The organism is Hyphomicrobium sp. ghe19, from assembly GCF_902712875.1.
In the GTDB taxonomy this organism is placed as follows: Bacteria; Pseudomonadota; Alphaproteobacteria; order Rhizobiales; family Hyphomicrobiaceae; genus Hyphomicrobium_B.
On sequence record NZ_LR743509.1, the window covers coordinates 1,025,517 to 1,044,121 of the forward strand.

24 protein-coding genes and 1 tRNA gene are annotated in these 18,605 nt (G+C 59.5%); 13 read left to right on the plus strand and 12 right to left on the minus strand.

What is annotated here, in order from left to right; all coding sequences use genetic code 11:
* Window positions 1–60 precede the first annotated feature (60 nt).
* Window positions 61–384, plus strand: a complete 324-nt coding sequence (locus AACL53_RS04795; protein WP_339083024.1) for a hypothetical protein — start codon at window positions 61–63, stop codon at window positions 382–384.
* Here the strand turns inward: AACL53_RS04795 and dprA are convergent.
* The 5 genes from dprA to ruvX all read right to left on the minus strand — a co-directional run bounded on the left by dprA (window position 381) and on the right by ruvX (window position 5,186).
* Complete coding sequence (dprA, locus tag AACL53_RS04800; protein WP_339083026.1) at window positions 381–1,568, minus strand: DNA-processing protein DprA; 1,188 nt, start codon at window positions 1,566–1,568, stop codon at window positions 381–383. The two genes, AACL53_RS04795 and dprA, sit on opposite strands and share 4 nt — an antisense overlap.
* Window positions 1,552–2,184 carry a glycerol-3-phosphate 1-O-acyltransferase PlsY gene (gene plsY / locus AACL53_RS04805; protein ID WP_339083028.1) on the minus strand — a complete coding sequence of 211 codons (633 nt, stop codon included), beginning with the start codon at window positions 2,182–2,184 and terminating at the stop codon, window positions 1,552–1,554. Before plsY ends, dprA begins: the two co-directional genes overlap by 17 nt.
* A gap of 51 nt (window positions 2,185–2,235) precedes the next feature.
* On the minus strand, window positions 2,236–3,567 hold the full coding sequence (locus AACL53_RS04810; protein WP_339083030.1) for a dihydroorotase: 1,332 nt from the start codon (window positions 3,565–3,567) through the stop codon (window positions 2,236–2,238).
* The gene (locus tag AACL53_RS04815) at window positions 3,564–4,538 is read right to left on the minus strand and encodes an aspartate carbamoyltransferase catalytic subunit (RefSeq protein ID WP_339083032.1); all 975 of its coding nucleotides are present in this window, start codon (window positions 4,536–4,538) and stop codon (window positions 3,564–3,566) included. The genes AACL53_RS04810 and AACL53_RS04815 overlap by 4 nt, the downstream gene beginning before the upstream one ends.
* Window positions 4,539–4,691: 153 nt before the next feature.
* Window positions 4,692–5,186, minus strand: a complete 495-nt coding sequence (gene ruvX / locus AACL53_RS04820) for a Holliday junction resolvase RuvX (RefSeq protein WP_339083033.1) — start codon at window positions 5,184–5,186, stop codon at window positions 4,692–4,694.
* 204 nt (window positions 5,187–5,390) lie between these two features.
* Here ruvX and gatC point away from each other — a divergent pair, with 204 nt between their 5' ends.
* Genes gatC through gatB form a run of 5 tightly spaced genes read left to right on the plus strand, consistent with a single transcriptional unit; the run spans window position 5,391 to window position 9,312 of the window.
* Window positions 5,391–5,678, plus strand: coding sequence for an Asp-tRNA(Asn)/Glu-tRNA(Gln) amidotransferase subunit GatC (gene gatC, locus AACL53_RS04825; protein ID WP_339083034.1), 288 nt, complete (start codon window positions 5,391–5,393; stop codon window positions 5,676–5,678).
* Between the two features lie 3 nt (window positions 5,679–5,681).
* Complete coding sequence (gene gatA / locus AACL53_RS04830) at window positions 5,682–7,181, plus strand: Asp-tRNA(Asn)/Glu-tRNA(Gln) amidotransferase subunit GatA (protein ID WP_339083035.1); 1,500 nt, start codon at window positions 5,682–5,684, stop codon at window positions 7,179–7,181.
* Between the two features lie 37 nt (window positions 7,182–7,218).
* Complete coding sequence (locus AACL53_RS04835) at window positions 7,219–7,533, plus strand: chorismate mutase (RefSeq protein ID WP_339083036.1); 315 nt, start codon at window positions 7,219–7,221, stop codon at window positions 7,531–7,533.
* Window positions 7,526–7,834, plus strand: coding sequence for a hypothetical protein (locus tag AACL53_RS04840; protein WP_339083038.1), 309 nt, complete (start codon window positions 7,526–7,528; stop codon window positions 7,832–7,834). Before AACL53_RS04835 ends, AACL53_RS04840 begins: the two co-directional genes overlap by 8 nt.
* Window positions 7,831–9,312: an Asp-tRNA(Asn)/Glu-tRNA(Gln) amidotransferase subunit GatB gene (gene gatB / locus AACL53_RS04845; RefSeq protein WP_339083040.1), complete on the plus strand. Its 1,482-nt coding sequence runs from the start codon at window positions 7,831–7,833 to the stop codon at window positions 9,310–9,312. The genes AACL53_RS04840 and gatB overlap by 4 nt, the downstream gene beginning before the upstream one ends.
* 27 nt (window positions 9,313–9,339) lie before the next feature.
* On the opposite strand, the gene AACL53_RS04850 is transcribed toward gatB, so the two are convergent.
* The 5 genes from AACL53_RS04850 to AACL53_RS04870 all read right to left on the minus strand — a co-directional run bounded on the left by AACL53_RS04850 (window position 9,340) and on the right by AACL53_RS04870 (window position 12,487).
* Entirely contained in the window at window positions 9,340–9,486 is a 147-nt protein-coding gene (locus AACL53_RS04850) for a hypothetical protein (protein ID WP_177228041.1), read from the minus strand.
* 170 nt (window positions 9,487–9,656) lie between these two features.
* Window positions 9,657–11,024: a cytochrome P450 gene (locus tag AACL53_RS04855; RefSeq protein ID WP_339083043.1), complete on the minus strand. Its 1,368-nt coding sequence runs from the start codon at window positions 11,022–11,024 to the stop codon at window positions 9,657–9,659.
* 64 nt (window positions 11,025–11,088) lie between these two features.
* Window positions 11,089–11,253 (minus strand): hypothetical protein, encoded by a 165-nt coding sequence (locus AACL53_RS04860; protein WP_339083045.1) that lies wholly within the window; start codon window positions 11,251–11,253, stop codon window positions 11,089–11,091.
* 136 nt (window positions 11,254–11,389) lie between these two features.
* Window positions 11,390–11,920 carry a DedA family protein gene (locus tag AACL53_RS04865; RefSeq protein WP_339083047.1) on the minus strand — a complete coding sequence of 177 codons (531 nt, stop codon included), beginning with the start codon at window positions 11,918–11,920 and terminating at the stop codon, window positions 11,390–11,392.
* A 108-nt stretch (window positions 11,921–12,028) separates the two neighbouring features.
* Entirely contained in the window at window positions 12,029–12,487 is a 459-nt protein-coding gene (locus AACL53_RS04870) for a hypothetical protein (RefSeq protein ID WP_339083049.1), read from the minus strand.
* A gap of 157 nt (window positions 12,488–12,644) precedes the next feature.
* Here AACL53_RS04870 and AACL53_RS04875 point away from each other — a divergent pair, with 157 nt between their 5' ends.
* Window positions 12,645–13,613, plus strand: coding sequence for a quinone oxidoreductase (locus AACL53_RS04875; protein ID WP_339083051.1), 969 nt, complete (start codon window positions 12,645–12,647; stop codon window positions 13,611–13,613).
* Window positions 13,614–13,621: 8 nt separating this feature from the next.
* Window positions 13,622–14,266: a glutathione S-transferase family protein gene (locus AACL53_RS04880; protein WP_339083053.1), complete on the plus strand. Its 645-nt coding sequence runs from the start codon at window positions 13,622–13,624 to the stop codon at window positions 14,264–14,266.
* Between the two features lie 19 nt (window positions 14,267–14,285).
* On the opposite strand, the gene AACL53_RS04885 is transcribed toward AACL53_RS04880, so the two are convergent.
* The gene (locus AACL53_RS04885; protein ID WP_339083055.1) at window positions 14,286–14,555 is read right to left on the minus strand and encodes a hypothetical protein; all 270 of its coding nucleotides are present in this window, start codon (window positions 14,553–14,555) and stop codon (window positions 14,286–14,288) included.
* 405 nt (window positions 14,556–14,960) lie between these two features.
* Here AACL53_RS04885 and AACL53_RS04890 point away from each other — a divergent pair, with 405 nt between their 5' ends.
* The gene (locus tag AACL53_RS04890) at window positions 14,961–15,230 is read left to right on the plus strand and encodes a sel1 repeat family protein (protein WP_339083057.1); all 270 of its coding nucleotides are present in this window, start codon (window positions 14,961–14,963) and stop codon (window positions 15,228–15,230) included.
* 46 nt (window positions 15,231–15,276) lie between these two features.
* On the opposite strand, the gene AACL53_RS04895 is transcribed toward AACL53_RS04890, so the two are convergent.
* The gene (locus AACL53_RS04895; protein ID WP_339083059.1) at window positions 15,277–15,882 is read right to left on the minus strand and encodes a hypothetical protein; all 606 of its coding nucleotides are present in this window, start codon (window positions 15,880–15,882) and stop codon (window positions 15,277–15,279) included.
* A gap of 183 nt (window positions 15,883–16,065) precedes the next feature.
* On the opposite strand from AACL53_RS04895, the gene AACL53_RS04900 reads away from it, so the two are divergent.
* From AACL53_RS04900 to AACL53_RS04915, 4 genes are all read left to right on the plus strand, one after another.
* Window positions 16,066–16,157: transfer RNA gene (locus tag AACL53_RS04900), tRNA-Ser, on the plus strand.
* Window positions 16,158–16,531: 374 nt separating this feature from the next.
* Window positions 16,532–17,575 carry a glycosyltransferase family 2 protein gene (locus tag AACL53_RS04905; protein ID WP_339083061.1) on the plus strand — a complete coding sequence of 348 codons (1,044 nt, stop codon included), beginning with the start codon at window positions 16,532–16,534 and terminating at the stop codon, window positions 17,573–17,575.
* Window positions 17,535–18,230 carry a class I SAM-dependent methyltransferase gene (locus AACL53_RS04910; protein WP_339083063.1) on the plus strand — a complete coding sequence of 232 codons (696 nt, stop codon included), beginning with the start codon at window positions 17,535–17,537 and terminating at the stop codon, window positions 18,228–18,230. The genes AACL53_RS04905 and AACL53_RS04910 overlap by 41 nt, the downstream gene beginning before the upstream one ends.
* A complete protein-coding gene (locus AACL53_RS04915) occupies window positions 18,223–18,591 on the plus strand; it encodes a hypothetical protein (protein ID WP_339083065.1) in 369 nt (122 codons plus the stop codon). The genes AACL53_RS04910 and AACL53_RS04915 overlap by 8 nt, the downstream gene beginning before the upstream one ends.
* Window positions 18,592–18,605 lie beyond the last annotated feature (14 nt).

Here is an 18,605-nt window from a genome sequence, read left to right on the forward strand (position 1 = left end):
CTGTCCGCCGGGTCGACGGGTAAGCGGCCTTCATTCGCCGCCTCGCGGCGGGGCCGGAACATGGTTGATCGCCGCAGCGCTGTCAAATCCCAGGTTGTTACGACTATAGATTGTATATTTATTATTGTTGCTACCATAATTAGAATGCTATACATTAAGGATATGGAATCTGCAGATCATTTCTCAAGGGCGATGGAAGCGTTGCAGGATAGCGGACATTTCGGCCGGCAAGGCGGCGAGAGGCGAGAGCACCTAGAATATCTTGCTGATTTGTTAGGCGAATTACAGCTCATGGCCGAGCGTGAGGGGTGCCGAAAATTATCCCGCATGCTGGCGATTTCGCATGCCGAGGCGCGGCGCGAGACGGATCGCCATCAAGGCTAGACGGCTTTCAGTGCGACGAGGCTATGTCCCTGCCGCTCGATCCGGCCTCCGAGATCGAGCTCAAGGAGGGCAATTTGAACCGCTTGGATTGTCAAACCGGCGTTGCGCGCGATGGCGTCGACGGTGACGGGGGCTGGTCCGAGTGCCGAGAGGACGGCTTTCGAGACGTCTTCCGGGGCCAGCTCCGGCGCCGACGGTTTCGCTGAGGCTGGTTCGGCTGCCGGCGGCTCCACGGGCAGCGCATAATCGTAACGGCGTTCTTCGAGGCCCAGGATGGGGCGAAGAATTTCTACCACCTCCGCGGCTTCGGTGACGAGCGTTGCACCCTGCTTGATCAGGCGGTTTGTGCCTTCGGCGCGGGGATCCAGAGGATGCCCGGGGATGGCGAAGACCTCACGGCCGAGGTCATTGGCGTAGCGGGCCGTTACGAGGGTACCGGAACGCGCCGCGGCCTCCACGATGACGACGCCATTGACCAGCCCTGCGATGATCCGGTTTCGGCGCGGAAAGTCCTTGTCCCTTGGCTGTAGGCCCGGCGGGCGCTCGGTGACCAGGCAGCCTTCATTTCCGATGCGAGCCTGCAATTCGGCATGTTCGGGCGGATAGATCCAATCTATGCCGCCGGCGACAACGGCGACGGTGCCGCTTTTCAACGTCGTCTCATGCGCGGCCCGATCGATGCCGCGCGCGAGGCCGGAGACAATGACGAAGCCAGCTTCTGCGAGCTGGCCCGCGAAGAGGCGGGTCAGCTGTACGCCGGCCGCCGAGCATTGCCGCGATCCGACGATCGCGACTGCCGGAACGTTCAGAAGCTCATGATTGCCTTTGATGTAGAGCATCGGCGGCGGGGCTTCGATACGGGCGAGAAGAGCCGGATAGTTCGGCTCAATCGTGAAGAGGGGCGTCGCGCTTATCCGCCGGGCTGCTTCGAGTTCGCGCTCCGCGTCGGCTTGCGGGCAGATCCGGATCGTCCGGCCGGAGCCGCCTCGCCGGGAAAGTGCGGGCAGGGCTTCGAGCGCTTTCGTGGCGCCGCCGTAGTGATTGATGAGATCACGGAAGGTTACCGGTCCGACGTTCTCAGATCTGATCAACCTCAGACAGGCCAGTCTCTCCTCATCGGAAAGCTCTGCCGTCGGCAACGGCGCTGGACGGAAAAGGTGCGGCTCGTCAGGGCTTGGAGCCAATGCTCGGCTCCTCTCCCGCGATCAGGCGTTCGATGTTGGCGCGATGCTTGACGAGAACGATGAGGCTCATAAGTGTGACAACCGTCGCCAGAACGGAGTCTCCCGATATCCACGCGGCGACGGGCGCGGCGACCGTGGCGACGATTGCCGCGAGAGAAGATATTCGCGTCAGTGCAGCGACAGACAACCAAAGCACGGCAAAGACGGCGGCGCATTGCCATGCGAGCGCAATCAAGACGCCGAGGTATGTCGCGACGCCCTTGCCACCTTTAAATCCGAGCCAGACGGGAAAGATGTGGCCGATGAAGGCTGCTAGACCTGCGAGCATCGCGGGCGTCTCGCCCAGAAAATGTCTCGCAATGAGCACGGCGACGGCACCCTTCGCGGCGTCGAGAAGAAGTGTCGCCGCGGCGAGACCTTTGTTGCCGGTTCGCAGAACATTGGTCGCGCCGATATTGCCGGAGCCGATGCTGCGGATGTCACCAAGCCCCGCAGCACGGGTGAGGAGCAGGCCGAACGGGATCGATCCCAGCACGTATCCGATGAGCAGTGCGAGCGCGATTGCAAGCGGCGAGCCGCTGTCCGTCAGCACTGCCAAAGGTAACAAGGAGCTCATGGCCTAAATCTTTTTCGCAAGGTCCGCTGGGGTGGCAGGGGAGAGGAAGGTCTACGTGCGTTCGACGCCAGCGTATTCGTAGACCGTTTGCCCGGCAACCATCGTCCTCAGCACGCGTCCCTGCATTTTGGCTTCGTCGAAGGGTGTGTTCTTCGAACGGGACCGCAGGCGGTCCTTGTCGACGACCCAAGGTTCGCCCGGATCGAACAACACCAGATCGGCGATGGAGCCCTTAGCGAGGCGCCCCGAGTGCAACCCCAAGAGCCGTGCAGGATTGATGGTCATCGCTTTCAGCATTGCCGAGAGCGTGATGTCTCCGGAATGGACGAGGCGAAGCGCTGCGGAAAGCAGCGTTTCGAGTCCGACGGCGCCATCTGCGGCTTCGGCGAATGGACGGCGCTTGGTGTCGGCGTCCTGCGGGTCATGGCTCGATACGATGACGTCGATATCGCCGTTGGCGACCCCCTGCACCATCGCGACGCGATCTTCTTCCTTGCGCAACGGAGGACGCATTTTGAAGAATGTGCGATACGGCCCGATATCGTTTTCATTGAGTGTCAGGTGATTGATCGAGACACCGCAACTGACGGGCAGCTTTTTCGCCTTGGCGCTTTTGACGACATCGAGGCTTTCCTGACAGCTGATCGTTGCGGCGTGGTAGCGGCCGCCTGTCATTTCGACGAGGCGAACGTCCCGTTCCAGCATGATCGTCTCGGCGATTTTGGATATGCCGGGCAGTCCGAGGCGGGAGGCGACTTCGCCTGAGTTCATAGAGCCGCTGGAGAGGTAAGGGTCCTCCGTGTGGTGGACGACGAGTGCGTTGAAGTCCTTGGCGTAGCTCAGGATATTGCGCATGACGCGGGTATTGATGACACTCGATTTGCCGTTCGAAAACCCGATCGCTCCCGCGCGCTTCAGAAGACCGATCTCGGTCATTTCCTCGCCCTGCAGGCCCTTCGTCATTGCAGCCATTGTCTGGACGTGCACCAGGGCGTTGTCGCGGGCGCGGCGCTGGATGAAATCGACGAGCGCGACCTGGTCGATCACCGGGTTCGTGTCGGGCATGACGACGATCGTGGTGACGCCACCGGCCGCGGCGGCATGACTTGCCGTCTTGAGCGTCTCGCGGTGCTCGTAGCCGGGTTCGCCCGTGAAGACCTGCGTGTCGATCAGGCCGGGCGCCAAGACATTGCCTTTGCAATCGATCACGTTCGCCCCTTCTGGAGCGTTGCGCCTCAGATGTGCGCCGAGGTCGACGATCATGCCGTCTTTGACGAGAAGTCCGCCAGGCTCATCGCGGTTCGAAGCCGGATCGACGAGGCGGGCGTTGATGAAGACAGTGGCGGTGCCGAGGCTCTTCGGCTTTTCGATCGGCTTTCTCATCGGGCGTCCTCCGCGAAGCCCGGAAGGTGCGCCGATAGCGCTTCGAGTACGGCCATTCTGACGGCAACGCCCATTTCAACCTGTTCGCGGATAACACTTTTGGAATGGTCGGCGACGGTCGAGGCGATTTCTACGCCGCGGTTCATCGGACCGGGATGCATGACGAGGGCGTCGGGTTTGGCGCGGGCCAGCTTCTCGTGATCGAGCCCGAAGAAATGGAAGAATTCGCGGGTCGAGGGGACGTATGAAGCGTCCATCCGTTCGCGTTGGAGGCGGAGCATCATGACGATGTCGACGCCTTCGATCCCTTTCCACATGTCGGTGAAGACTTCGCAGCCGAGGCGCTCCGGAGATGACGGCAGCAAGGTCGTCGGCGCGATGAGCCGCACGCGGGCGCCGAGCGCATTCAAGACGTTGATATTGGATCTGGCGACCCGCGAGTGGACGATGTCGCCGCAGATCGCGACCGTCAGACCGGCGATACGGCCTTTGGCCCGGCGGATGGTCAGTGCGTCGAGAAGGGCCTGCGTCGGATGCTGGTGCGCGCCGTCGCCGGCGTTGATGACAGAGCAATCGACCTTCTGAGACAGAAGCTCGACCGCACCCGCTGCATGATGGCGGACGACGATGATGTCCGGGCGCATCGCGTTCAGCGTCACGGCGGTATCGATGAGCGTCTCGCCCTTCGTGACCGACGACGTCGCGACGTTCATGTTCATCACGTCGGCGCTCAACCGCTTCCCCGCCATTTCGAACGAGGCTTGGGTTCGCGTCGACGATTCGAAGAAGAGGTTGATGATCGTTCGGCCGGCGAGGACGTCGCGCTTGCGGCCGTTATTGCGGATGTGATCCGCATTCTTGTCCGCGAGGTCGAGCAAGAAATTGATTTCGTTAGCCGACAGACCCTCGCAGGTCAGCAGGTGGCGGCGCGGAAAAACTTTCAGCGCATTGGTATTCGATTTGGATGTCATTAAAGGCGTTTCTATAGGGGGAGTCTTGCGGGGCCGCAAGCAGGGGAACGACATCAATCCCAAAGGGGCTTAACAGCGCGTGAAGTGCGATCCAGGTGCGGATCGTCGCGAGGCGAGGCAGGGCGTCGCGCCGGGTCGTTCTCCCGTGGCCGATTAGTCCTTGTTATTCAGGCGATCGAGCGCGCTTTGGAGGATGATGGTGGCGGCCAGCTTGTCGATCACCTCGGCGCGGCGTTTGCGCGTCTGATCGGCGTCGATCAACATTCGTTGAGCTTCTGCGGTCGTCAGCCGTTCGTCCCAGAGCAGTATGGGCAGCGGCGACATTTTATTGAGATTGCGAGCAAGCGCCCGCGTCGCCTGTGCGCGCGGACCCTCCGTCCCGTCCATATTGCGGGGGAGACCCAGTACCAGCCCAGCGACGCCGTGCTCCGCGATCAGGGCGAATAGGCGGACCGCGTCGGCCGTAAACTTGGTCCTGCGGATCGTTTCGAGGGGAGAGGCGATCGTGCGCCGCACGTCCGACAGGGCGAGGCCCAGCGTTTTGGTGCCCGCATCGATGCCGATGAGGCGTCCAGCCTCGATAGCGCGGAATTCGTGCTGATCTTCCGTGGTGCGGCCCGGTATCGCTGGGGCGACCGATTGGTTCATTAGGGGATACCTGAATATGTGTAAGGGGAGGATTGCAAAGCTGCCTCTATCAGCTTCGGCGGCAAATTGGCATCATTCGCCGCCCTTGCCCGTCGGTTTAACCCACTGAGGGTCCGTCAGATAGTACCGCCGGTTGCATTGAAGCGGGGAGGGCGGGTAAGAGAGCTTCGCAACATCCCCCGATTTCCTTGAAGGGAACTTTCCATGCAGGTCGACGAAGCGACCGTTCGCCGTATCGCGCGCCTCGCCCGGATCAAAATCAGCGATACTGAAGCCAAGGGACTCGAGAAAGAACTCTCGGGCATCCTCGACTGGGTGGCGCAACTCGACGAGGTCGATACGAGCAACGTCGAGCCCATGACGCGTGTCGTCGCGCAGAAGCTCAAGATGCGGGACGATGTCGTCACCGACGGCGAGATCGCAGAGCAGATCGTGGCGAACGCGCCGCTCGCCGAGGACAATTTCTTCGTGGTGCCGAAGGTCGTGGAGTAGCTGGTGACGGATCTTACAAAATTGACTATGGCCGAGGCCCGCGACGGCTTGGCGAAAAAGACGTTCTCGGCGCTCGAGCTGACCGACGCGTTCATTTCAGCGATCGAGAAAGCCAACCCTGCGCTGAATGCTTACGTTCTGCAGACGCCGGAGCACGCACGCGTGCAGGCCAAGGATAGCGACAAGCGGCTTGCGGCCGGCAACGCTCGTCCGCTCGAAGGCCTGCCGATCGGCAACAAGGATCTTTTCTGTACGCGCGGCATCCGCACGACGGCGTGCTCGAATATCCTCGGCGAGTTCAGTCCGACCTACGAATCGACCGTCGGACAGAATTTGTGGGATGCCGGTGCGGTCATGCTCGGCAAGCTCAATAACGATGAGTTCGCGATGGGTTCGTCGAACGAGACGAGCGCTTTCGGTAACGTCGTCAGTCCCTGGCGGCGCAAGGGCAAGGACGGCAAGCTGTCGACCGACAAGCTCGTTCCGGGCGGCTCATCGGGCGGTTCTTCGGCGGCTGTTGCCGCAGGCCTCTGTTTAGCTGCGACGGCAACGGACACGGGCGGCTCGATCCGGCAGCCTGCCGCGCTTACCGGCACGGTCGGCATAAAGCCGACCTACGGCCGCTGCTCGCGCTGGGGCATCGTCGCGTTTGCTTCGTCTCTCGATCAGGCCGGTCCCATCGGCAAGACCGTGCGCGATGCTGCGATCATGCTCAAGGCCATGGCGAGCCACGATCCTAAGGATACGACATCGGTCGACGCGCCTGTTCCCGATTACGAAGCGGTGCTTGGCAAAGGCGTCAAAGGTCTCAGGGTCGGCATCCCGAGGGAGTATCGCGTCGAGGGCATGTCGCCCGAGATCCAGAAGCTCTGGGACGACGGGATCGCCTGGCTCAAGTCGGCGGGCGCGACGATCCACGACATCTCGCTGCCGCACACGAAATATGCGTTGCCGGCCTATTACATCGTGGCTCCGGCCGAGTGTTCATCGAACCTCGCGCGTTACGACGGCGTGCGTTACGGCCTACGCGTCAACGGCGACAATCTGATCGATACCTACGAGAATACCCGACACCAGGGCTTCGGCAAGGAAGTGCGCCGCCGGATACTGATCGGCACGTACGTTCTTTCGGCGGGCTACTACGACGCTTATTATCTCAAGGCACAGAAGGTTCGGACGCTGATCAAGCGCGATTTCGACGACGCTTGGAACAAGGTTGACGTTGTCCTGACGCCGACGACACCGTCGCCGGCATTCGCATTCGGCGAGAAGACCGGCGATCCGCTCGCCATGTATCTTGAAGACATCTTCACGGTCACCGTGAACATGGCAGGGCTGCCGGGCATGTCGGTTCCGGGCGGTCTCTCATCGGAAGGAACGCCGCTCGGGCTGCAGCTGATCGGCAAGCCGTTCGACGAGGAGACGCTGTTTCGAACTGCTCAGGTTATCGAGGATGCAGCCGGCCGCCTATCCGTGCCGGACGCTTGGTGGATGAAGGGCTGACATCATGGATCCGAAACGGCCGTGGGAATGCGCAGACATGTCCCAGGTGCGCACTGAAATCGATCGCATCGATGCGGCTCTGGTCGATCTCATCGCAGAGCGCTTCGGCTACGTCGACCGCGCATGGCAGCTCAAAATGTCGTCGCGCGAAGGCGCCGTCGTTCCCTGGCGCATTCAGCAGGTGATCGATCGCGTCAAGGCCCAAGCCGCGGAGAAGGGTTTGCCACCCGAGATGGTCGAGATGGTCGGCGCACAGTGGCGGAACATGATCGGCTGGTTTGTCCAGTTCGAAGAAGAAAAGTTGAGACAAGTCCAAAACGATACCCAAAAGTCGGGAGTAGACGGTGCCTGATTTCCAGCCCGACGTGCCGCTGATTGAAGTTTTTCTTTACGGCGTGCTCAATCCCGCAACGATCATCGTCGCCTTCATGCTTGGGCGTCGCGCGGATGAGAAAGCCAAAATCATGCTCGCGGCTTTTGCAGGCGCGGCCGCCGGAGCGGCGTTGCTCTACGTGGTAACATTCTTGCGCCTTTGGGACGCGCCGACGCTCGGCCGCGCAATCGCCGGCGTTTTCACAACGTCGCTCATTGCAGGCCTCGTTTACGCCGGCGTCGGTTATGCCACCAAGGGATCGACTGGAGGCCAGAAATGAACTCTCAGAAAATCGCTGAAAAGCCGAAGTCCAAAAACTACATCGAGGGCGCGACAGGTGACTGGGAAGTCATCATCGGCCTCGAAGTGCATGCTCAGGTCGCGTCGAATTCGAAGCTCTTTTCAGGATCTTCGACGGGGTTCGGCGCGCCGCCGAACAGCCACGTCTCGCTGGTCGACGCCGCCATGCCCGGCATGCTGCCCGTGATCAATCGCGAGTGCGTGGCGCAGGCCATTCGCACCGGTCTCGGTCTCAAGGCTCAGATCAATACGAAGAGCGTTTTCGACCGTAAGAACTATTTCTATCCGGACCTTCCGCAGGGCTACCAGATCTCGCAGTACAAGCAGCCGATCGTCGGCGAAGGCGAAGTCGAGATCTCGGTCGATGGCGAGACGCTGACCATCGGTGTCGAGCGGCTGCATCTCGAGCAGGATGCGGGCAAGTCGCTCCACGATCAGCATCCCGATTACTCCTACGTCGACCTCAACCGTTCGGGCGTCGCGTTGATGGAAATCGTCTCGAAGCCCGATCTCAGGTCGTCGAAGCAGGCGCAGGCCTACGTTACGAAGATGCGCAGTATCTTGCGTTATCTCGGCACGTCCGACGGCGATATGGACAAGGGCAACTTGCGCGCCGACGTCAACGTTTCGGTGAGGAAGCCTGGCGACAAGCTCGGCACGCGCTGCGAGATCAAGAACGTCAATTCCATCCGCTTCATCGGTCAGGCGATCGAATACGAGGCGCGGCGCCAGATCGACATCATCGAAGACGGCGGGAAGATCGATCAGGAAACGCGTCTCTTTGATGCCGCGAAGGGCGAGACCCGTTCGATGCGGTCGAAAGAGGAAGCGCACGACTATCGCTACTTCCCCGATCCCGACCTTCTGCCGCTCGAGTTCTCGAACGAGTATGTCGAAGAGCTGAAATCGAAGCTGCCGGAACTCCCCGACGAGAAGCGCGCGCGCTTCATCGAGAGCTTCGGACTTTCTGCCTATGACGCTGACGTGCTCGTCGCGGAGCGGGCATCCGCCGATTATTTCGAGAAGGTCGCGGAAGGTCGCGATGGCAAGGTTGCCGCGAACTGGGTGATCAACGAGCTGTTCGGGCGCTTGAACAAAGAAGGCAAGGCAATCGAGGATTCGCCAGTTTCGGCAGCTCAGCTCGGCGCCATCGTTGATCTCATCGGCTCGAACGCCATCTCGGGGAAGATCGCCAAGGATCTTTTCGAGATCGTTTGGACCGAAGGCGGCGATCCGGCCGAGATCGTCGACAAGCGTGGCATGAAGCAGGTGACCGACACCGGCGCCATCGAGCAGGCCGTCGACGCCATCATCGCGGCCAATCCGGAAAAGGTCGAACAAGCGAAGGCCAAGCCATCGATGCTGGGCTGGTTTGTCGGTCAGGTGATGAAGTCGACCGGCGGCAAGGCAAACCCTGCGGCCGTCAACGACATCCTGAAAGCCAAGCTCGGAATCTGACGGCCTTTTGCAGCGCTGGGCAGGTCGTCAGAACGCTTTCTGAAGGGCGAGGCGTCTCGCCTTTCGTTCGCGCAGGCCGACGAGGACGACGTGCGTGATGCCGATGCATGCCAAGAGGACGAAGCCGAACGGCACGACGGCTGCAAACCCGTAAGCGATTTTTGTCGTTGTCATTTGCCTCTCCTTGGAGGCTGGTGTTCCGATGCGGCAAAACATAGCAAGAAGAGTTTGAAGCTCCGCTCATGCTTTCCCGACAAATGGCACGACGATATTTGCGATCCGGTAACTCGTGGTAAACGCGGAGTTAACGGCGTTTGCCCGGCATGGCCCTCGGATCTAGTCCGCTACAGGGGCCGAACGATCAACGGCATGCCGCCTTTCGGGCGAAGTGTGACGCGGCTCACGGGCTCCGGCAGGTGCCGTCCGTCCCATTCAAAGCGGACGTTCCGCAGCAGCGTCGCGAGAATTGCGGTCGCTTCGAGCATGGCGAAGGAAGAGCCTATGCAGACGCGCTGTCCGTATCCGAAGGGCATGAATTGGGTGCGGGGGTAGCGCGCTTCGTTCTCGGGCAGAAACCGGTCCGGGTCGAAGCGATCGGGATCTTGCCAGAGCGATCTGTGGCGATGAATTGCAAAGATGGGGATGACGATCAGCGTGGGTTTGGGAAGGAAAATCCCTCCGATGTCTACGTCTTCGGCGTTGACGCGGGTCATGACGGGTGCCGACGGATAGAGGCGCATGACCTCTTTCAAAACGCGCGACGTGACGGGCAGCTTGGCGATCGCCGCGGCATCGACGGGGCCCGAGCCGATCACGGCATCTAGTTCTTCGCGTACACGGGTTTGCCATTCCGGCGCGCGTGCCAAAACGTAGAGCGTCCAGGTCAAGGCCTTCGCCGTTGTTTCGTGGCCGGCGAACAGAAACGTCGCGAGGTTATCGGCGATCATTTCGTCCGACATCGGTTCGCCGGTATCGGGATCCTTCGCTGCCAGCATGCGCGCGACGAGGTCGGAACCGGTCGAGCCGTCCGCGCGGCGCTGGGCGACGAGATTTCCGACGATTGCCCGCAATTCCACAGCGGCTCGCCGCATGCGGCGCTTGCCTGGATGCCAAAGGGTCTCGGGTAGCTGCAGAAGCGACGCCGCGACTTCCCAGGAGATCGGATCGAGATAGGCGCGGCCCGCACGCTTTATGGCGTCGCCCTCGCGCGTGCTGACGCCTGCCAAGATCGTTCGGGCAATGATGGCGAACGTCGTATCCGTCAGGTCTTCTTCGACGTTGGTGACGAAGGGGCTCGAACCGCGCGACCGCCAGTGCATCACGCAATCGACGGCGGCGTCGACCATTGTCGGCACATAGCCAAGAAGCTCGGCATGTCTGAAAGGCGGGCTTGCGACTTTACGCTGCCAGCGCCAGCTCTCGCCCTGCGCGGTCAAGAGCCCGTTCCCGATGATCGGCTTCAGGACGCGACGATCGAGCCGCGTTTTCGGAAACTGCTCGGCGTTTTTGAGAAGGATATTTTCGACGAGCGCCGGACCCGTAACCCAAGCTATCAGCGGGCGCTTGCTGCCGTAGGTTACGATGGGCTGATGGTAGACGGCGCGCGGAATTGCCCGCAAAGGATTGCGGACAAAGCGGCCCAGGAAGGGAAGTAGGGGCAGCGCGCGCGCGGACGGCGTGACCGTCGGCGGGTAGAACGCAGTCGTCGTCATGTCGTTACTCACGTCACCATTCACGCCGGCAGACAGAGAACGTAGTGAGCGACTGCGCCTCTATCTAGGCCGATGCTGCCTTCTTCGCGCGGGCCTGGCCTGCAAGCTTCTTCAGGCGGGTGCGGACGCCGGCCGTGTTGCCCTGAATACGGGTCTGCGGCGCACGCGGAATGGTGCGCTTGGCCTTTTTCTTCTGCTTTTGAATATTCTTGAGCGACGTCTTAGACATGAAACAGGCCTCGAGAGGTGGAATGTAGGGATTCGACGCTGCGCCCTGGCGCAACAGTTGGGCGATCCTCTACGGGATCGCGTCAGTTCGTGCAAGTACGGCCGTCATTTTACGGGCCGAATGCTTGCATTCGCGGTTATTCCAGGAAGTAGCTCAAGCCAAAATAGGTGGGTGCGATGACGCCGGCCGCCCAGATTGCGGCCGATAGAACGTTGACCAGCTGAAATTGCCATTGCGGCATTGAGTACATGCCTGCAACGACCGGGATGACCGCGCGGACGGGGCCGAAGAAGTGCCCAAAAAACACGCCAAGCGCACCCCATTTCGCAAAAAAAGCCTCGCCGCGCTCCACCAAATCCGGTTTGCGATTAAAGGGCCAGATCTGGTGGATGTTGTCTTTGTAGTAGCGGCCGATCCAATAGGAAACCGCGTAACCGAGGGTGCCGCCGATACTGGCAGCGACGATCGCTGGCCAAAGAATGTCGAGCCCTACGCCGCTTTTAGCCAGCAGGGCGGAAATCCCGATCAAAATCGCGGTGCCCGGCCAGATGATCGATAGAAAACAGAAGCTTTCGAGAAATGCGACCGCAAATGCGATGGGCACTGCCCAGTCGTCGTTGGCCTTCACGAACTCTACGATCGCATTGACAAAGTCCTGCACGCTCATTTCGTCGCGACTTTCATTTTGGAGGTTCTTGTCAGCGTGCGAGCCGGAGCGGCTGGCGGTCGTGTGCCCTGTGACGGCCAAATAAGAAGCCAAATCGCAGGTTCAAGTCTAGCGGCACCGGCGGGCGATTTCTTGTGCAAGTTCACGCGAAACTTCGCGCGAGAGCATCGCGGCGCGTGCAACTTGTCCTGTGGTCAATCCGACGTAAGCACCTCCACTGAGGGCGGATGGGCCCCGGTCGGCCTCCGCCTTGCCGTGCGCCAACTCGTTGCAATTCAGTTCCTTGCGCTTTCTGCTGAACGCCATGAGACGCACGCCGGAGGCATATTCGTGAGGGCCAGCGGGTTGTTTCACCCAAGCGCGGGAAGGGTCGGTCATGTATGAATCGTAGACCATTTTGCGCTGACTGATGCAGACGTTACTGTCGTCGACGCATTTCAATCCACGTGCCGGATCGCCCAATGCGGCTTCATTGCCGGCACAGCCAGCCGCCGCGAAAGTCGCGAGCAGAAGCGCCAAGGCGGCATTCGATCTTCTGGTGTGCAGCGCATGTTCGAAATGATTCAAGGTAATTTCCGTTTTCGTTTCCCTCTGGCGGTAGAAAGCCAGCGTGGCAGGCTCGTGGCGAACGGGGGTCTAAGATGTGGCCCGTGTCAAGCCACTAGCGGGATTCGCCGCGGAACGGCATCTCTAGACCAGAGATCATCCGAGAGGAGCCTTCGACATGCCATTTGCGGTTCGGGTGCACGCCAACGGGGGGCCGGAAGCGCTCGTCTACGAGGAGGTGCCCGTTGCTGATCCGTCGCCGGGCGAAGTGCTGCTTCGGCAACGCGCTATCGGCGTCAACTTCATCGATGTCTATCATCGGAACGGTCTCTACAAGCTTCCGAGCTTGCCAGCCATCATCGGTTCGGAAGGAGCGGGCGATGTGATTGGCGTCGGTCCCGGCGTCAGCCGGTTCAAGGTCGGCGACAGAGCTGCTTACGCCGGCTCCATCGGAGGCTACGCCGAGGTTCGCGCCGTGCGGGCCGAACGGCTCGTGAAGTTGCCAGACGGCATCGACTACGACACCGCCGCAGCAATGCTGCTGCGAGGCATGACCGTTCGCTACCTGCTGCGTGAAACGTACCGCGTCGGACCCGAGACGACGATGCTGCTGCATGCCGCTGCGGGCGGCGTCGGTCTCATCGCATGCCAGTGGGCGCATGCTCTCGGCGCCACGATCATCGGAACCGTCAGCTCGGACGAGAAAGCCGCGCTCGCGATGGAGAACGGCTGCACGTATACGATCAATACAACGCGGGATGATTTCGTCAGCGGGGTGCGCGAGTACACCAACGGGAATGGCTGCGATGTCGTGTACGACTCCATCGGCAAGGACACCTTTCCGCAGTCGCTCGATTGCCTGAAGCCCAGGGGGCTTTGGGTGTCGTTCGGCAACTCGTCAGGGGCCGTGCCGCCTTTCCCGCTGACGGCGCTGAAAGGGTCTCTTTTCGCCACGCGCCCGACGCTTTTGGCTTATACGGCAACTTCTAGGGATCTTGAGGACAACGCTTCAGAACTGTTCGAGATGGTGCTCAGCAAACAGATTCGGATCGCCATCAATCATCGATACCCGTTGAGCCGCGCCGCCGATGCGCATCGCGATCTCGAGGCCCGGCGCACGACGGGTTCGATCATTCTCATGCCCTAAGGAGTGATATGCTGGACGACGGAGACGAAGAGCCGATCGCGCTCCATTTTTGGCCGACGCCCAATGGCTTGAAGATTTCGATCATGCTCGAGGAACTTGGCGTGCCTTACGAGGTGACGTTCGTCGATATCGGCAAGGGCGAGCAGTTAGCGCCCGAATTCCTGGCAATCTCGCCCAACAATAAGATTCCAGCCATCGTCGATCCCGATGGTCCTGATGGTCAGCCACTCGCGCTTTTTGAATCGGGGGCCATTCTCCAATACCTCGGCCGGAAGTTCGGTGCGTTCTATCCGTCCAGCGAGCGAGCGAAGGCCGAAGTCGATCAATGGCTATTCTGGAGTGCGACAGGCCTCGGTCCAATGGCTGGGCAGTGCAATTACTTCCGCACCTTTGCGCCGGAGAAAATTCCCTTCGCGATCGATCGCTATACGAAAGAGGTCGAACGGCTATTCGGCGTGTTGGACAAGCGGCTGAGCGATCGGCCCTATATCGCGGGGAAATATTCTATCGCGGACATCACGAGTTTCACGTGGGTGCGGATCTGGGAGAAGCTGGGGCAGGACATCGGCAAATACCCGAATGTCGAGCGGTGGCTCGGAGACATCGGTCAGCGACCGGCAGTCATCAAGGGTTTGGCTGTGAAGAAAGTATGAGCGGTGGATGGATCGGCAATTATTCGCTGCGACCGACGAGGCTTTCAGGATCGACTGTTCGTCCGGTTACTTTTTGGAACGCCATCGCACTTAGCACCTTGTTCGACTGGACGTGCCGAAGTGCTTCGGATGTCTCGCCGGAATGGGCGGTCATGGAATTTCCCAAGAAGTCGTCGCCGGACAGATCCGACAATCCGATGTAGGCGGGGTGTGATCCTTGCTGTGCGCAACCTGCAAGCAATAGAAACCCTGCAGCCGCCAACGAGCGGCAGACTACCGATTGATCCATAATCCCTCACTCAGACTGCGAGCAGCCCGAACCCTCCTCAAAGCCGATTTCCGGCCCAGAATTTAAGGTTACCAGCACGCGGCTGAACCCCGGCTGAACATTCAAACCCCGTCGTTCGATTGACGCGCCGCGGCCACCTTTTTGAAGCATGGTTAGGAAAGGGTGGCAACCCTTCTTACTGTCTAATCACCAGTCGTCGCACTTCGGACAAAGTGTTCCGGACCGGGTCGAAAATTAGCGCTGCGTAAGGCAATTTTAGCCTGTTGTTAAAGCAAATTTGTTCGGCCTTTTACGAGTTTTCATCCAACGGCTGCCATGGTTCGGGTGCGTTCATCTATTGCGAGCGCATGGCTTAGCCGCCTTACGACATGAAGAGCGCGATGGCGGCTGTTGGAGTGTTTTCACATGGCACGTATGGACGTGTTGTCGCGTCAAATGGATTACTCGGCTCAGGGCGACCAGTCGGATGCCTTTTTCGAGCTCGGTCTCAGTTGCTGCACGGGACGCGACGGAGCCGTCGATCTCGTTCAAGCTCATAAGTGGTTCAATATCGCGGCGAGCAAAGGCAACGACGAGGCGAAGCGCTATCGGTCGGAAGTCGCAACCGACATGAGCAAGGCCGACATCATCAAAGCACAGAAGCTGGCCCGTGAGTGGCTGGTCTCCGTCCATTGACGTCGACCATGTGACGCATCGGGTGCGGCATCGCTTTTGTGCGGTGTCAGCAGTTCGTGAAGAACGATGAGAGGCACTTCCAAGAACTCTTGGCGGCGCCGCCGACTGCTGCTCCTGCTTTTCCGAGTGCGGTGCTTGCCGATTTTGCGGCTTCGTTAGCGGACTTCTGGGTATCGCTCAGTCCGGTGCTTTTCTCGACCATTTCCTGCACGGTTTTAGGCGGCTGCGCGTTCGCTGGCGCGCCATTGGGCTGATCGTGCGGCGCTTCGGCCGGATTTGCCAGCGTCCCCGGCGCATGGGACTCTTCGGGCGTTGTCGCGGCTGCACCTTCGTTTGGCTTCGCCAAGCCGGGAGGCGTATCGGTTTGCGGCTGGTCTTCGGTCCCTTGACTGTCCAGAGCCGCCGGAACGGGAAGCTCCCTCCGTTCGCCAGGGCACGGTGCGGTCACTGTCCGGTCTACCGAGCAGCTCTCGTGAGCCCCTGCCTTCGCGAGCGCCGTGATGCAGTAGAGCTTGGCCACCGTGTCTATCGTGGCATTCGACATGCCGTTGACGACGCAGGCATAGCTCGCCTCGGGGGCTGAGCATTTGACGCAGAGTTCGGTCGCGTTAGCTGCAGCCGACCCCAGAAGCGCCGAAACCCAGATACTCAACTGTATTTTGAAGCAAGAGTGCACGGCTCAGCCCGTTACCAATGGAGAAGTATTGCTTTCAGGACACTAGGACGACTTTGCGGCGACGGCCAGCGATGCTCCACATCACGCCTGTGCATTCTCGGGTCGCGTCTTGCATTGCGCTGCCGTGGCCTCTATAGGGGCACTTGCCCATTGATTTGGGGAGACGTGGCCGAGTGGCTGAAGGCAACGGTTTGCTAAATCGTCATACGCCCTAAAGCGTATCCAGGGTTCGAATCCCTGCGTCTCCGCCATAGCATTGGCCCATCCTTGACCCACGTCTTAATTCTGTATTTTGCGATGCGTTGCTGTCCGTACGTGTCAGCTGCTGTTCGCAGTCCAAAGCACCGCGTCAAAGAGGTTGTCGTTCTGGACAGCGGCACCTGATTGGAGACGCAAACTTTCGCGCCGAATGCTTCAGCTTTGCGGGTGGCCGCCGGATCCTATGTCCGGGCAGCCCTGATGCGGGCCGATTGATGATGGCCGGGATCGCTTCGCCGACATCTTTCCGAGCAAAAAGAGACCTGCTAACTACCGACAGCGATAATGCAAAGCATTCTCGGGTGGTGTGCGGTACCTTTCTGAAGCTTAGTGGACTACTCAGATATTTGAAGATCGGCCATCATAGATGCAGAACTCTTGTATCCCGGAAAAAGTCGCGGTCGTCATTCCGAGTTATTGTGTCACCGCCCACATTCTCAAAGTAATCGAGCGGATCGGTCCAGAAGTATCAAGTATTTATCTCGTTGATGACCATTGCCCCGACGGAACGGGACGTTTCGTGCAAGAGAGATGTCGGGATCCTCGCGTGAAATTCATCTTCAACAAAATCAATATTGGCGTCGGCGGATCCACGTTGACGGGCATGCGGCAGGCCGCGGAGGACGGCGCAGACATCATTGTCAAAATAGATGGCGACGGCCAGATGGATCCAGCGCTCATACCTAGCTTCGTCGACATTATCAAAAAGGGCGAGGCTGATTATTCGAAGGGAAACCGGTTCTTCGAGCCAGAGGGGCTCTCCTCCATGCCGCTCGGCAGGCTTATCGGTAACGCCGGCCTGTCGTTCATGGCAAAAATATCGACAGGCTATTGGCATGTCTTGGATCCGACAAACGGCTACGTGGCAATACATGCGAGCCTTATCGACCTTCTGCCGCTGGAGAAAATCGCGAAGCGGTACTTTTTCGAGTCCGATTTATTGTTCCGTCTAAACATCCTCGGTGGCCGTGTAGTCGACATTCCGATGCATTCTTATTATGCGGACGAAGTGAGCCAAATGAAGCCTCACCGCGAAATTCCGCGCTTCGCTTATGCCCATCTAAAGAACTTCGCCAAGCGGATTTTCTATAACTATTTCATACGCAATTTCAGTGTGGCCTCACTCGAACTGGTGTTGGGCATCGTGCTAATGAAGTTCGGTCTGATTTTCGGTCTGTTACACTGGGGCATCAGCGAGCCCGCATCCGCCGGTACCGTCATGGTGGCAGGACTTCCGATTATTATCGGTGCGCAGTTACTTCTTGCCTTTTTGAACTTCGACATCCAATCAGTGCCGCGGACGACGCTTCATCTCAGGCTTAAAGCGTCGGCAAAAACCCTGAAGCCTCTTCGACACTGGCAGAACGAGAATGATGGCGAAGAATTTCCGCGCATTACCGGATTACGATGATCTCGTGGCAAAGTGGCTCGAAAATTACGAGCGATCAAACTACGAGCGTGGCCTTTCCGCTTCAGTCCTCAAAAACTCTCATGCTCTGCTTGAAAAGTCGTTCGGTCCTGAAAAGTGCTTTCCACGAGTGCTGGAAGTAGGCGCAGGCACGCTGGCGCACCTGCCGTTTGTCAGACACCGCTTCGAACAATACATTGCTTCAGATTTCGATCAAACGGTGCTCAATTCGGCGGCCAAATCGCGGTCCCTTCGCCCGAATGTCGGGCTACTTAAACTCGATGGAAGCTCGCTTCCTTTTGAAGATTGCAGCTTCGACCGGCTGATCGCGACACACGTCCTGGAGCACGTGCCCTTTCCTCATCGCGTCATTCAAGAATGGGTACGTGTTCTCAAGCCCGGCGGCGTGCTGTCATTGATTCTGCCGTGCGATCCTGGCTGGGCATGGCGGATGGGGCGTTATCTGGGGCCCCGCAGACAGGCGGAAAAAGCGGGCTTGCCGTATGACTACTACATGGCGCGCGAGCACATAAACTCGATCTTCAATCTGCATCATGTCCTGAAGTATCATTTCCCGAAGAGAGAGGTCACGTGGTGGCCGATGCGCGTGCCCTTGGCCGACATCAACCTTATCTATGCTGGCAATTTCTATGTTTAACCGCGATTACATATTGATTTCCGGCGCAGTGCTTGTGATCGCCGTTGGCCAAATAATCTTCAAGTATGCTGCGCAGCAACTGCATATTGACGAAGGGCGAACTCTCGTCCGGATCGCTCTCGATAACCTCTTCCCGATCATCTTGGTGGCGTTGGCGCTAGGCCTCTATGTCCTCTCGACGATCGCCTGGATCCAGGCTCTGCGGACAACCCCGCTCTCAGTTGCTTACATCTTCAACGCCATGGCATTTCTAATTGTACCGCTTGCCGGCGTCGTATTCTTTGGCGAGCCGCTCCCGAAATTCTTTTTCATCGGTGCCTTGATGATTATCGGCGGGATCGTCGTGGTGACGATTAAATGATTTCGCTGTCGGCA